A 12676-nucleotide genomic window follows, 5' to 3' on the forward strand; every position below is an offset into this window, starting at 1 on the left:
CCCACACCCCGCAAACCGACATACCCCAGACGGGAATTGATGTTCCGCCCCGTCCGCGCCTATAGGCTCCCTCAACTCCCCTACGGAAAACGAGGTTTCCCACATCGTGGCCAAAGCCCCCCCACCAGCACGCGCAATCGCCGAACCGCCGATTACGAACCGCGAACGACCGGCAGAACCAAAGCCGTACGAGGCGTCAAAGGACGAACTGCTCGAAATGTATCGGCAGATGCTGCTGATCCGCCGTTTCGAGGAAAAAGCGGGCCAGCTCTATGGCTTGGGCCTGATCGGTGGCTTCTGCCATCTCTACATCGGCCAGGAAGCCGTCGCTGTCGGCCTTCAGTCCGCGCTCAACGGCGAGACCGATTCGGTGATCACCGGCTACCGCGATCACGGCCACATGCTTGCCTACGGGATCGACCCGAAGGTGATCATGGCCGAGCTGACCGGGCGCAATTCGGGGATCTCGAAGGGCAAGGGCGGGTCGATGCACATGTTCTCGACCGAGCATAAATTCTACGGCGGCCACGGCATCGTCGGTGCGCAGGTGTCGCTCGGCACCGGCCTCGCGTTCAAGCACAAATATTCGAACGACGGCGGCATCTGCATGGCCTATTTCGGCGACGGCGCCGCGAACCAGGGCCAGGTGTACGAGAGCTTCAACATGGCCGAGCTGTGGAAGCTCCCGATCATCTTCGTGATCGAGAACAACCAGTACGCGATGGGCACGAGCGTCAACCGCGCCTCGGCCGAGGACCAGCTGTATCGCCGCGGCGAGAGCTTCCGCATTCCCGGCATCCAGGTCGACGGCATGGACGTGCTGGCGTGCCGCGGTGCCGCCGAGGAAGCGCTGGCGTGGGTCCGTGCGGGCAAGGGCCCGGTCATCCTCGAGATGAAGACGTACCGTTACCGTGGCCATTCGATGTCCGATCCGGCCAAGTACCGCACGCGTGACGAGGTCCAGGCGGTCCGCGACAAGTCGGATCCGATCGATCACATGAAGAAGCTGCTCGACGCGCAGGGCGTGAGCGAGGCGGACCTCAAATCGCTTGAACAGGAAATCAGGAAAATCGTGAACGAAGCCGCCGATTTCGCCGAGCAGACCCCGGAGCCGGATGCTGCCGAGCTCTACACCGACGTTCTGGTGGAGAAGTACTGATGGCGATCGAGATCAAGATGCCCGCGCTCTCCCCGACGATGGAAGAGGGCACGCTGGCCAAGTGGCTCGTCAAGGAAGGCGACAGCGTCAAGTCGGGCGACATCCTCGCAGAGATCGAGACCGACAAGGCGACGATGGAGTTCGAGGCGATCGACGAAGGTACGATCGGTTCGATCGCCGTCGCCGAGGGCACTGACAACGTGAAGGTCGGCACCGTTATCGCGACGATCCTCGAAGAGGGCGAGAGCGCAAGCGACGCCAAGCCGACTGAAGCACGCTCCGGCGATGCGGCCAACGCCGCGCCGAAGGAAACGCCGTCGGACGACAAGGCTCCCCCGGTTCCCGAAGGCGCTTCGCCCGCCAAGGCCGAAAGCGGCACGCAGCAGCTCGTCGCATCGGCGGAGAAGGTCGGCATCTCCGACCCGGCGATCCCCGAGGGCACCGAGATGGTCAAGACGACCGTCCGCGAAGCCCTGCGCGACGCGATGGCCGAGGAAATGCGCGAGGACGACCGCGTCTTCGTGATGGGCGAGGAAGTCGCGCAGTATCAGGGCGCATACAAGGTCACGCAGGGGCTGCTCGACGAGTTCGGCGACCGTCGCGTGATCGACACGCCGATCACCGAATACGGCTTTGCCGGCATCGGTGCAGGCGCGGCGATGGGTGGCCTTCGCCCGATCGTCGAGTTCATGACCTTCAACTTCGCGTTGCAGGCGATCGACCACATCATCAACTCGGCCGCCAAGACCAACTACATGTCGGGCGGCCAGATGCGCTGCCCGATCGTGTTCCGCGGTCCCAACGGCGCAGCGTCGCGCGTGGGTGCACAGCATTCGCACAACTTCGCGGCGTGGTATGCGAGCGTTCCCGGCCTGATCGTGATCGCGCCGTATGACGCGGCGGACGCCAAGGGCCTGCTCAAGGCCGCGATCCGCACCGAGGATCCGGTCGTGTTCCTCGAGAACGAGCTGATGTACGGCCGCAGCTTCGACGTCCCCAAGCTCGACAACCACGTCCTGCCGATCGGCAAGGCGCGGATCGTCCGCGAGGGCAAGGACGTCACGATCGTCAGCTACTCGATCGGGGTCGGCATTTCCTTGGAAGCCGCCGAGAAGCTTGCCGAAGAGGGCATCGACGCGGAGGTGATCGACCTGCGCACGCTGCGCCCGCTCGACACCGAGACGGTCCTGAAGAGCCTCGCCAAGACCAACCGCATGATCATCGTCGAAGAAAATTGGGCAACCTGCTCGATCGCCTCGGAGATCGTGTCGGTGGTGATGGAGCACGGCTTCGACGACCTCGACGCACCGGTGCTCCGCGTGACGAACGAAGACGTGCCGATGCCCTATGCGGCGAACCTCGAAAAGCTAATGCTGGTCGACGTCGCGAAGGTCGTGACGGCGGTGAAGAAGGTTACGTACAAGTAAGAAGATGGGCCGGGGTTCTGCAAGGAACCCCGGCGCATGCCGCCGTCAGGTCGTGAACTTGTCGCAGGTCGATCGGATTGCGGCGGTTGCGGGCGCGGGATTAAAGATCTGGGAAAAATCCCGTCTGTCCCTGACGATGAACGACGCGATATAGTGGAGCTTAGTGGCACCACTCGGCAGCCAGGCGGTACCCACGACCGGCATATAGTCGTAGTTTATCTCGACGAACATCAGCCCTGAATTCGGCGGCGCGATGACCTTGGCGCCTGCGTCGCCCATGCCCCCGGCGGATACGATGCCATCGTTGGCGGGAGTAGCATCAGTGCCGTCGGTCGCCGACGTGGCGCCATAGCTCGATGCATAGCCAGCCCCTGACTTCAGTCCCAGACAGCGCTGCCAGTGGATCACCTGATTGCCGTTCTGTTCCTCCAGGCTCGATAGCGTTACGCGCCCCCGCGTCGATAGCTTCATCGCCGCGCCCTGGTTGCGCAACGCTGCCAGAACGTCGTTGATATCGACCTCGCGGAGTTGCTCAGTCGCTAGCGAACTCTGCACGCCGACGCGAGACGCGTTGTCGGCGAGGTTCAGCGCCATCTGGCTGATGCGCAGATTTGCCAGCGCAAGATTTGCCGTCTCTACGCCGTACAGGCCGAGCGCGAGAACGATCGGCATCGACAAAGCGAACTCGAGCAGCGCGAGCCCCGAGCGGTCGCCCGAAAACCTGCGCGCCGATCGGCAAACGCGTGCGATCCTGGTCATGTGCATACCGACTTTACCGTAATCGTGGTTTGCGTCGCATAGGGCTGGTTCTTGAGCAGGGTCTTGGCACGGATCGTTTGGGTTGGCGCGACCCCGAAGAAACTCATGACCGGAAACAGGCGGGGATAGACGACGGTGACCGTATACAGCGTGACATCGTCGGCACCGCCCTGACCAGTCTTGCCTGGATCGAGATCATAGGTGTTGTTCCCGTTGATATCGTCGAAACATTCCTTGGGATCGCGGACGCCGTTGCCGTTGGTATCCGTAAACGGTTCCGGATTGACCGAACTGAAGCTGGCGTAGCTTTTGCGGGTCGCGGAGAAGGTCGCTTGCGCGGCGATACTCTGCACCATCGTCGCCACCTTGGAATCGATGACCGCGGTGTTCTCCGAACCACCCTGGATAGCGGAATCCCGCCCGGCCTTTTGCAGCGCACCGTCGAGAATGGACTGGACATAAGTCTGATAGATCAGCTCACCCAGGCCCATGATCATCGCCAGCATGACGGGAAGGACGATCGCGAACTCGATGATCGTCGCACCGGTCCGATCGAGTGCAAGCGACGAGACCTTGCGGCGCCGGGTCACTTGGACACCCGCAGCATCGCAACCTGCGTCGCGATATTCTGGAAGACATCCCGCAAATCCTTGTCCGACTTAGGCGCGAACGCCATCGCGGTCGTGGTCGCGCAAGCCCTTTCCTCGTTAGTGATGGCATCACCCAGCGCCACGACATAGACCCGGATGTTGCGAGCCCGCGCGGCGTCGCATTCCGCCAGGAACCGGGCGTTATGCCGCGCTTTATAATCGGCCGTATCGGCATAGTTGCCGCCGGTTACCCGCTGATCGTAACGCTCCACTCCGTACATCCCGTAGACATCGGAATTCGGCGACATCTCGCCATCGGTCATGAACACGATATACCGGTTAGGGGCGTTGCGGCCGGGCCAAGCCGCCGTGTCGTCCTTGAATATGCCGGTAGGCGATATGAAACGCATGCCCCATATCATGCCGGTATCGTGATACGTGCCCCCGATGGCCCGAAAGTCCGCGGCGTTCACGTAACCGCTGACATCGTTACGACTCATCGGCGCGAGCCTCCTCGCCGGCTTGCCGCACGACACGTAACCTGACTTCAGAAACGCGGGATCACCACCGTAATTCGGGAAATATCCAGGATAATCGCGGTCGCCGACATCGATGCTGTCGTAATCGTACCGGTAGTAATATTGCTGCGGCCATAAAGGCTTCCAGCGCGTAGCGTCGCTGTCGGGGACGTAGTCGGGATCCAGATCGTCAGGCAGGTTCGCGGGATCGAACGACGTACTCGGCGTCGTATCGCGTTCCTCGATGCATCCCTGCCACCGATTGTCGTTGGGGCCGTTCAGCTTGCTGGGATCGGCGACGTAGTCACCGGCAACATACCGCGATACGTCCATCAAGGGCGTCTTGGCATAGCGCCACAGCGGAACGACCGTCTGTTCCGATACGGTGCACGTGCCGCCATTGGAGGATCCCCAACTGGATCTGCGAACCAGCGCTTCGCCCGCGCTGTTGTATCCGGTCGGTGGGTACCGGCCTCCCGCCGCCGTACAGTTGGCCTGTGACGTCCTCGTGGTACTCGACGACCGCGGATTGCCGACCGCGTCGTCCCCGACGATCCGGCGCGACTGATAGGCCCAATTCTTGACGAGGTAATTGGGGTCGGTCGCCATGATTGCCGCCCCGGCGTTCACCGTCGAGGTGTAGGGGACGAAGCCATAGCGGATATGCGTCGACGGATCGGCATTGGCGGCAAGCGTGTCGTAAAAGACCATCACGGCGTTCCGGAGCGCGACGATCCGTGAGCTGGGCTTTTCCGTATAGGAATAGCCCGGCGATCCGTCAGGCCGGGTATATGTTTCGCTGGTCATAGTGCACCCACCCGTCTCGGAAGGCGCGCAGGTCATCGACCCGGTCGTGTCGAGGATGAACATGACGTCGGTGTCGGCCACGTCGTACCGCGCTTCGCACGTCACGGTGAGCGTCACGTCCGGCGCCGCGAACATCTTCATGATCGTCATCGGAACGACCGACTTGGCGATGCCGGCAACCTGCTGATCAGACGTCTTGGACGGGGTAAAATCCGCAGTCTTCGTACCCAGCCAGCCCAACCGAAAGTTGTTCTTGAAGAACGCGTTGGCCTGCGCTGTTGCAGTCGAGTCGAGCGTGGTGGCGTTGCTGCTCGTCATGAACTTGCGACCGGCAAGTGCGCCGGCATCGCACGCCTGCTGCAACCTTACCTTGACCACATACATGCGCGCCACGTCGATCGCCGATCCCGCCAGCGCCGCCAACGGGATCAGCGACGCCGCCATGATCGCAAGCGTATTGCCGCGGACGTCCGTTCTCAGCCGGCCCAGCACGGTGGTCGGCGTATCCGCCCGTTTGCTGTGATTGATGCGCATGCTAAGTCCCTGACGTCGATCGGTATCGACCACGCTGCCTCCTTGCGCGACGATCCGGTAAGCCCGGCTCAAGGAACATGGTTAACGAAACCTGGAATAGATGCGGTGCTCCCTCCGCTTCGCTATTGCGTCGGGATGATATCGCCCAATCCCGAGCAAAGGCTTGCGCTCAGCTATGCCCCCCCAGAAACCCGTCAGGCGCTCAAAACGCTGTTTTCGCTCGACGAAACCCTGGGGGCAATCGTCCGAACGACGCGCGAGCCGATCATCGGCCAGATGCGGCTGACATGGTGGTACGAAGCGCTCGGCCGTCTCGATACGGCTCCGGCGCCCACCGAACCCGTGCTGGTGGCACTTCAGCACGAGGTACTGCCATTCGGTGTATCCGGCGCGATGCTGGGCAAGTTGACCGATGGTTGGGAAGCGCTGCTCGAGCCCGATCTCGATGCAGGCGCGATCGAGTGTTTCGCACGCGATCGTGGACGGCGTCTGTTCGATCTTGCGGCGACGATCGTGGCGGTAAGCGACGACCGGATCGGCCTCGCGGGAGAGGGGTGGGCGCTGGCAGATCTCGCGCAGAAGCTGACGGAAACCGCGGGCCGGGATTTGGCCCGTATTCGGGCGAGCGAGGCGCTCGATCAAGCTTTGCAGGGACGATGGCCTTCATCGGCGCGCGCTCTGGGGGCGCTTGCCGTGTCAGCCCGGTTCGACATGACGTCCGGAGCCGCTGGACCCGGCAGCCCGAAGCGCGTGGCGCGGTTGGCGTGGCACAGATTGACCGGATACTGACCAATCGGATGGGGATCGTCTGCGGCGAGGCCTAGCGTGCGCGCTGGGCAATGGGGGCGGCGGCGATGTGGCGGTATCTGGCGGGTGGGGCGGCGGTGATCGCGTTGATTGCTGCGGGGTTCATGTTTTTTAGCGGGAAGGCGCGGCCGGGTCCGCTGCTACCGGCTCAGCCGATGGCGCAGGTGAGCGGCGCCGCGGGCGCGTCCGATCCGCTACCCGATGCCGCCCCCGAGGCGACCGACAAGACCCGCGAGCAGAAGCGGTTCGATCGCTACGACAAGGACCGCGATGCCAAGATCACGCGCGAGGAATATCTGGTCCAGCGGCGCAAGGCTTACGCGCGGCTGGACGTCGATGGCGATGGCAAGCTGTCGTTCGACGAATGGGCAGTGAAGGCGACGACCAAGTTCGCGGACGCCGACCGTGACAAATCCGGCGCGATGACCGCCCCGGAATTTGCCACGACGGCGGTCAAGCGGAAGGGGCCAGCTCGGGTGAATTGTCCGCCGGCTCAGCCTGTTGCCGAGGAGAGTTGAGCCACTCTGCGAGCGCCGCTCGACCGCGATCGGTGTACATCCGCTTGCGATCCGCTTTCTTCGTGCGGCCCGTGATCGGCGGGAACAGCCCGAAGTTGACGTTCATCGGCTGATACGTCTCGACCTCGGCGCCACCGGTGATGTGGCCCAGTAGCGCGCCGAGCGCAGTCGCGTAGGGCGGGGGCGTCAGAGTCTTGCCAGTGAGTTCGGCCGCCGCGAACAGCCCCGCGAGCATGCCGATCCCGCAACTCTCGATATACCCCTCGCAGCCGGTGATCTGCCCGGCGAAACGGATGTTCGGACGCGACTTCAACCGCAGCGTCTCGTCGAGCAGTTCGGGTGAGCGGATGAAGGTGTTGCGGTGCAGCCCGCCCAACCGCGCGAACTCGGCATTCTCCAGCCCGGGGATCGTCCGGAACAGGCGGACCTGGTCGGCGTGCTTCATCTTGGTCTGGAAGCCGACGATGTTCCACAGCGTGCCCTGCGCATTGTCCTGGCGAAGCTGGACGACGGCGTGCGGCCAGCGCCCGGTCTTCGGATTGTCGAGCCCGACCGGCTTCATCGGGCCATAGCGCAGCGTATCGACGCCGCGCTCCGCCATCACCTCGATCGGCATGCAGCCGTCGAAATAGGGCGTGTCCTTCTCCCATTCCTTGAACGGGGTCTTCTCGCCGTCGATCAGGCCCTGGTGGAAGGCCAGATACTGGTCCTTGTCCATCGGGCAATTAATGTAGTCCTTGCCCTCGCCCTTGTCCCAGCGCGACGCGAACCAAGCCGTGTCCATGTCGATCGAATCGCGGTGGACGATCGGCGCGAGCGCGTCGAAGAACGCCAGCGCCTCACGGCCGGTCTCCGCGCCGATACCCGCGGCAAGCGAGGCGGCGGTGAGGGGACCGGTGGCGATGATCGTCGGGCCATCCGGCAATGCGTCGATGCGTTCGCGGACAAGCGTGATGTTCGGATGCTGGTCGATCGCCTCCGTCACGCTGGCCGAGAAATTGTCGCGGTCGACGGCGAGCGCGGAGCCGGCGGGGACGCGGTGAATGTCCGCCTGCCGCATGATCAGCGAGTTAAGCGTGCGCAGCTCCTGATGGAGCAGCCCAACCGCGTTGGCTTCGGCATCGTCCGACCGAAAACTGTTCGAACAGACGAGTTCGGCGAGGCCGTCGGTCTGGTGCGCAGGCGTTTCTTCACCGCTGCCGCGCATTTCGGACAGGCGGACCTTGAGGCCGGCTTCGGCGAGTTGCCAGGCGGCTTCGGAACCGGCGAGCCCGCCGCCGATGACATGGATATCGTGGGTCATTCGGCTCAGATAGCGTCGGACGCTTGCCGTGTCAGGTCCGCAATACCACTTCGTCTGCATGACAGACCCGACGAAGATCTTCACGATCGGCTATGAGGCCACGACGATGGCCGATTTCCTCGCGGCATTGAAGGCGGCGGGGGTGGAGCGGGTGATCGATGTTCGGGCGCTTCCGTTGTCGCGACGACCAGGGTTTTCGAAGACCTCGCTTGCCGCTTCGTTACGCGAGGTAGAGATCGATTACGTGCACCTGAAGGCGCTCGGAACGCCGAAGCGCGGGCGCGATGCGGCCAAGAAGGGCGACGTCGCGACCCTGACCGCGGTCTATGACGAACAGCTCGACCTGCCCGAGGCTCAGGCTGCTGCGGCGATCATGCTCGGGTTGGCGGCGGAGAAGCCCAGCGCGCTGCTCTGTTACGAACGGGATCCCTGCCATTGCCACCGTACCTTACTGCTGCAGGCGGTAGGCGAGGGGGCCGAGGTGGTGGATCTGTTCACCTAGGAAAGGTCGAACTCGCTTCAAACGATCCGTCATCCTGACAAAAGTCAGGATCCAGGGTAATGGATCCCGACTTTCGTCAGGATGACGGGCGGGGGTTCTGGGCCGAACGTTGCATTGAGCCCCAAGCGCCGCTAACCAGCACCCATTCGCCCTGGACCCGGTGCAATTCCGGGTGGCTATTCCGGCCGCCGATCCGCCGGACAACGCAACGACGCCTCCGAAGTAACCGCCTGCCAAGACAGCGCCGCGGTTCTGCGTCTTATGCGGATACATCCATGACATCCTTATCTTTTTCTCGTTATCGAGCCGAATGGTTCAGCGGTCCGACGGCCGCGCGCCGCGACATCCTCGCCGGGATGGTCGGTACCTTCGCGCTGATCCCCGAGGTCATCGCGTTCTCGTTCGTCGCGGGCATCGATCCCGAAGTCGGCCTGTTCGCGTCGTTCGTGATCGGCATCGTCATCGCGTTTGCGGGTGGGCGCCCCGCGATGATCTCCGGCGCGGCCGGCTCCGTTGCGCTGGTCGCGGCCGCGCTGGTCCACGCTCACGGCCTGCAATATCTTCTGGTTGCGACGATGCTCGCAGGCGCTCTCCAGATCGCGTTCGGGCTCGCCAAGCTCGACGTGCTGATGCGGTTCGTGTCGAAGTCGGTCCGCACCGGGTTCGTCAACGCGCTCGCGATCCTGATCTTCTCCGCGCAGGTCCCCCAGATGGTCGGCGTCAGTTGGCAGGCTTACGCTATGATCGCCGGCGGTCTCGCGATCATCTACCTCATGCCGCGCATCTCGAACGCCATCCCGTCACCGCTGATCTGCATCGTCGTGCTGACCGCGATCGCGATGTGGGTGCCGATGCCGCTGAAGACGGTCGGCGATCTCGGCAAGTTGCCCTCCACGCTGCCGTCGTTCGGGATGCCCGACGTGCCGTTCAACTGGGACATGCTGCGGATCGTTGCTCCCTATGCGTTGGCGATGGCCGCCGTCGGGTTGCTCGAGTCGATGATGACGGCGAGCGTAGTCGACGACCTGACGGAAACCACCAGCTCGAAGGCGCGCGAGTGCACCGGGCTCGGGCTTGCGAACATCGCCGCGGGCGCGTTCGGTGGCATCGCCGGTTGTGGGATGATCGGGCAAACCGTCGGCAACGTGCGCTACGGCGGGCGAGGGCGGCTGTCGACGCTCGTCGCCGGCGTGTTCCTGCTGGTCGTAATGGTGCCGCTCAGGCCATGGGTCGCGCAGGTGCCAGTCGCGGCGCTGGTTGCGATCATGATCATGGTGTCGATCAGCACCTTCTCCTGGAGCTCGATCCGCGAACTTGCGCGGCATCCCAAGATGTCGAGCGTGGTGATGGTCGCGACCGTCGTCGTCACCGTCGCGACGCACGACCTGTCGCTGGGCGTCGGTGTTGGCGTGTTGCTCAGCGGCGTGTTCTTCGCCTGGAAGGTCACGCGGCTGATGGACGTTACGGTCGAGCACGACGCGGCGAGCGACACGCGGATCTACCGTGTCGGCGGTCAGGTGTTCTTCGCCAGCGCGGACATCTTCGCGGATCGCTTCGATCTTCGCGAGACTGCTCGCGCAGTGCGGATCGACCTGACGAGCGCGCATCTATGGGATGTCACCGCTGTAGCGGCGCTGGAGGATGTGGTGGCGAAGCTGCGGCGTCACGGCACGATCGTCAAAGTCGTCGGGCTCAACACGGCGAGCGAAACGCTGGTCGATCGCCACGCGCCCCTGCTGCTCGACTAATGTCCAGCAACGTAGAGGCTTGGCAGCTTCACCGAGGTAAGGCTGCCAAGCCGCTGCTGTAGAATAGTTTTGCTTACTGCTGAGGAACGGTGTCGTTCTCGACCGGTGCCTCATCGCGAGTTACGCGCGCGGTCATGCCTGTCGCATCGGCATCGTCGCGCATCTGCTCGTCGGGCGCGACCGGTGGTTCGCGTTCGGGCTCGACGGCGTTCACCGTCGGGGGAGTCTCGACCGGTGCAGTCTCGACCGGCGCCGGAGCGGGCGTCGGCGCGGCTTCGGACTCGGTCACGCCAGTATCCTCTACCATGTTGGTATCGGTCGGCGGCTGGTCGGGCTCCGAGCGCGAGCAGCCGGCCATGGCCATCGCGGCGAGCAGGCCGCCGGCAATGGCGGTACGCGTGCGGTTGGAAATCGTCATGTCTGGTCCTCTCAACGAGCGGCGATCGTCTGGCGTGCAGTGCGCGCCTCGATCTTGGAAGCGAGGGTGCCATCCCAGTTATAAGGGTCGGCGCGGAAGTTCATCTGCCCGTTGCCGCTGGCAAACGCGGTCCAATAGAGCAGATAGACCGATACCGGCTTTACCAAGCGGGCGCGGACCGTGTCACCCTTGGCGACTGCGGCGTCGACCATCTCGGGCGTCCAGGACGGATCGCCCTTGAGCAGCAGGTCGGCGAGTTCGGCAGGCTTTTCAAGGCGAACGCAGCCATGGCTCGCAAGTCGGCTGAAGCTCGCGAACTTCGCACGGCTGGGCGTATCGTGGAGATAGACCGAATAGTCGTTGGCGAAATCGAACTTGAACCGGCCCAGCGCGCTCTGGTCGCCGGCCTGCTGCTGAAGCCGCGTGCCGTCGATCACCTTGATGCCGTTGCGCTTGAAATAGCCCGGGTTGGCACGCTCCTTTGGCCAAAGCTCCTTGGTCGCGATCGACGTCGGGACGTTCCACGGCGGATTGATCACGATGCTGTGGATCGTCGAGGACAGCATCGGCGTCTCGTCGCCCGGACGCCCCGTCACCGCGCGCATCGACTGCACCGGCGTATCGCCGTCGAACACCGTCAGCACGGCCGCGGCGATGTTCACCTGGATACGGTCGCGCGGCAGGTCCTGCGGCAGCCAGCGCCAGCGTTCCATGTTCGCCATGATCTGACGCACGCGGTCGCCGGCGGATACATTGAGCGCGGCAAGAGTCTGCGTCGAGACGATCCCGCTGGGGTTGAGGCCATAGCGACGCTGCGCGCGGCGTACCGCTTCCACCAGTGGCGCGTCGAACCGGTCGCCGCTGGTCGCGACGTCCTTGTCCTCCGCCGCCAGACGCTTGCGCAGCGCGATCACGCGAGGGCCGGTCGCGCCGATCGTGAAATCGGGACCGGAGGCCAGCGGTGCCCAGCCGCCCGCAGACGCGATCGAACGATAATTCTGGAGGCCCTTCCGCAGGCCGTCATACCCAGCATAAGGCGGTGGCAATGATGCGAACCATGCCGCGATCCGGTCGAGCCGCACGGCATCGGCAAAGGCAGGCGTCGGATCGTACGCCGGCGGACGCAGGCCCCAATCCTTCTGGAAGTCGGCTTCGTTCAGCCGCCCGGCATGCACCGCGCGCGCATGATCGAGTGCCGCACGGACGAGTTCGTCCTTGCTCGGCGCGGTGGTCGACGCGGTTGCAGCCGACTTCAGGCCCTGTGCAACGATATCGCCATTGAGCAGCCTGTCGAGCAGCGCGGCCTGCGTATCGCTCAGCGGCGGCACGGTGATCACCGGCGGCGCCAGCGTCGACGTCGGCATTGCAGCAGGCGCGGTCGTGACGACCGGCGGCGGCGTAACCTGCGCGAACGACGCGGTCGCCATCAACAGCGGTGTTGCCGCGAGCACCGACCGGATCACGCCAGTCTTCATTCGTCCATCATCGAAACCGCGAGCCATAATCGTCCTGTCTTGTATCTGGTCGATGCTTTCGCACGACGTAGCTCTCCCTTAGCTGAACCGGACTCGCTAAGCATCGCCAAT

General features: G+C 63.9%; 12 protein-coding genes and 1 other annotated feature. Of the genes, 6 read left to right on the forward strand and 6 right to left on the reverse strand.

The window, feature by feature from the left end; translation table 11 throughout:
- Positions 1-106: 106 nt before the first annotated feature.
- Both pdhA and J4O76_RS12085 read left to right on the forward strand, forming a co-directional pair.
- Positions 107-1159: a pyruvate dehydrogenase (acetyl-transferring) E1 component subunit alpha gene (gene pdhA, locus J4O76_RS12080; RefSeq protein ID WP_426282067.1), complete on the forward strand. Its 1053-nt coding sequence runs from the start codon at positions 107-109 to the stop codon at positions 1157-1159.
- Complete coding sequence (locus J4O76_RS12085) at positions 1159-2586, forward strand: pyruvate dehydrogenase complex E1 component subunit beta (protein WP_426282068.1); 1428 nt, start codon at positions 1159-1161, stop codon at positions 2584-2586. The genes pdhA and J4O76_RS12085 overlap by 1 nt, the downstream gene beginning before the upstream one ends.
- A gap of 45 nt (positions 2587-2631) precedes the next feature.
- Here the strand turns inward: J4O76_RS12085 and J4O76_RS12090 are convergent, their stop codons facing one another.
- The 3 genes from J4O76_RS12090 to J4O76_RS12100 are packed head-to-tail and all read right to left on the reverse strand — an operon-like array spanning position 2632 to position 5794.
- Entirely contained in the window at positions 2632-3345 is a 714-nt protein-coding gene (locus J4O76_RS12090; RefSeq protein WP_426282069.1) for a TadE/TadG family type IV pilus assembly protein, read from the reverse strand.
- Complete coding sequence (locus tag J4O76_RS12095) at positions 3342-3935, reverse strand: TadE/TadG family type IV pilus assembly protein (RefSeq protein WP_247599375.1); 594 nt, start codon at positions 3933-3935, stop codon at positions 3342-3344. The genes J4O76_RS12090 and J4O76_RS12095 overlap by 4 nt, the downstream gene beginning before the upstream one ends.
- Entirely contained in the window at positions 3932-5794 is a 1863-nt protein-coding gene (locus tag J4O76_RS12100) for a TadE/TadG family type IV pilus assembly protein (protein ID WP_426282070.1), read from the reverse strand. Before J4O76_RS12100 ends, J4O76_RS12095 begins: the two co-directional genes overlap by 4 nt.
- A 135-nt stretch (positions 5795-5929) precedes the next feature.
- Between J4O76_RS12100 and J4O76_RS12105 the strand changes: the two genes are divergently transcribed.
- Positions 5930-6583 (forward strand): squalene/phytoene synthase family protein, encoded by a 654-nt coding sequence (locus J4O76_RS12105; protein WP_426282071.1) that lies wholly within the window; start codon positions 5930-5932, stop codon positions 6581-6583.
- Positions 6584-6648: 65 nt separating this feature from the next.
- The gene (locus J4O76_RS12110) at positions 6649-7119 is read left to right on the forward strand and encodes a histidine kinase (RefSeq protein ID WP_426282072.1); all 471 of its coding nucleotides are present in this window, start codon (positions 6649-6651) and stop codon (positions 7117-7119) included.
- Here J4O76_RS12110 and trmFO read toward each other — a convergent pair.
- The gene (gene trmFO, locus J4O76_RS12115; RefSeq protein WP_426282073.1) at positions 7055-8422 is read right to left on the reverse strand and encodes a methylenetetrahydrofolate--tRNA-(uracil(54)-C(5))-methyltransferase (FADH(2)-oxidizing) TrmFO; all 1368 of its coding nucleotides are present in this window, start codon (positions 8420-8422) and stop codon (positions 7055-7057) included. The two genes, J4O76_RS12110 and trmFO, sit on opposite strands and share 65 nt — an antisense overlap.
- Before the next feature lie 58 nt (positions 8423-8480).
- Between trmFO and J4O76_RS12120 the strand changes: the two genes are divergently transcribed.
- The gene (locus tag J4O76_RS12120; protein ID WP_120300206.1) at positions 8481-8924 is read left to right on the forward strand and encodes a DUF488 family protein; all 444 of its coding nucleotides are present in this window, start codon (positions 8481-8483) and stop codon (positions 8922-8924) included.
- A 150-nt stretch (positions 8925-9074) separates the two neighbouring features.
- Positions 9075-9130 (forward strand) — a sequence feature (sul1 is cis-regulatory element that is thought to sense ions involved in sulfur or methionine metabolism; They are found in Alphaproteobacteria).
- A gap of 69 nt (positions 9131-9199) precedes the next feature.
- Positions 9200-10672, forward strand: a complete 1473-nt coding sequence (locus J4O76_RS12125) for a SulP family inorganic anion transporter (protein WP_426282074.1) — start codon at positions 9200-9202, stop codon at positions 10670-10672.
- Between the two features lie 73 nt (positions 10673-10745).
- Here J4O76_RS12125 and J4O76_RS12130 read toward each other — a convergent pair whose 3' ends face one another.
- Together J4O76_RS12130 and J4O76_RS12135 are read right to left on the reverse strand one after the other, a co-directional pair.
- Entirely contained in the window at positions 10746-11090 is a 345-nt protein-coding gene (locus J4O76_RS12130; protein WP_056058653.1) for a hypothetical protein, read from the reverse strand.
- Between the two features lie 11 nt (positions 11091-11101).
- Positions 11102-12565 (reverse strand): L,D-transpeptidase family protein, encoded by a 1464-nt coding sequence (locus J4O76_RS12135; protein WP_426282075.1) that lies wholly within the window; start codon positions 12563-12565, stop codon positions 11102-11104.
- Positions 12566-12676 lie beyond the last annotated feature (111 nt).

It is taken from the genome of Sphingomonas sp. NFX23, from assembly GCF_049887795.1.
Taxonomy (GTDB): Bacteria; Pseudomonadota; Alphaproteobacteria; order Sphingomonadales; family Sphingomonadaceae; genus Sphingomonas.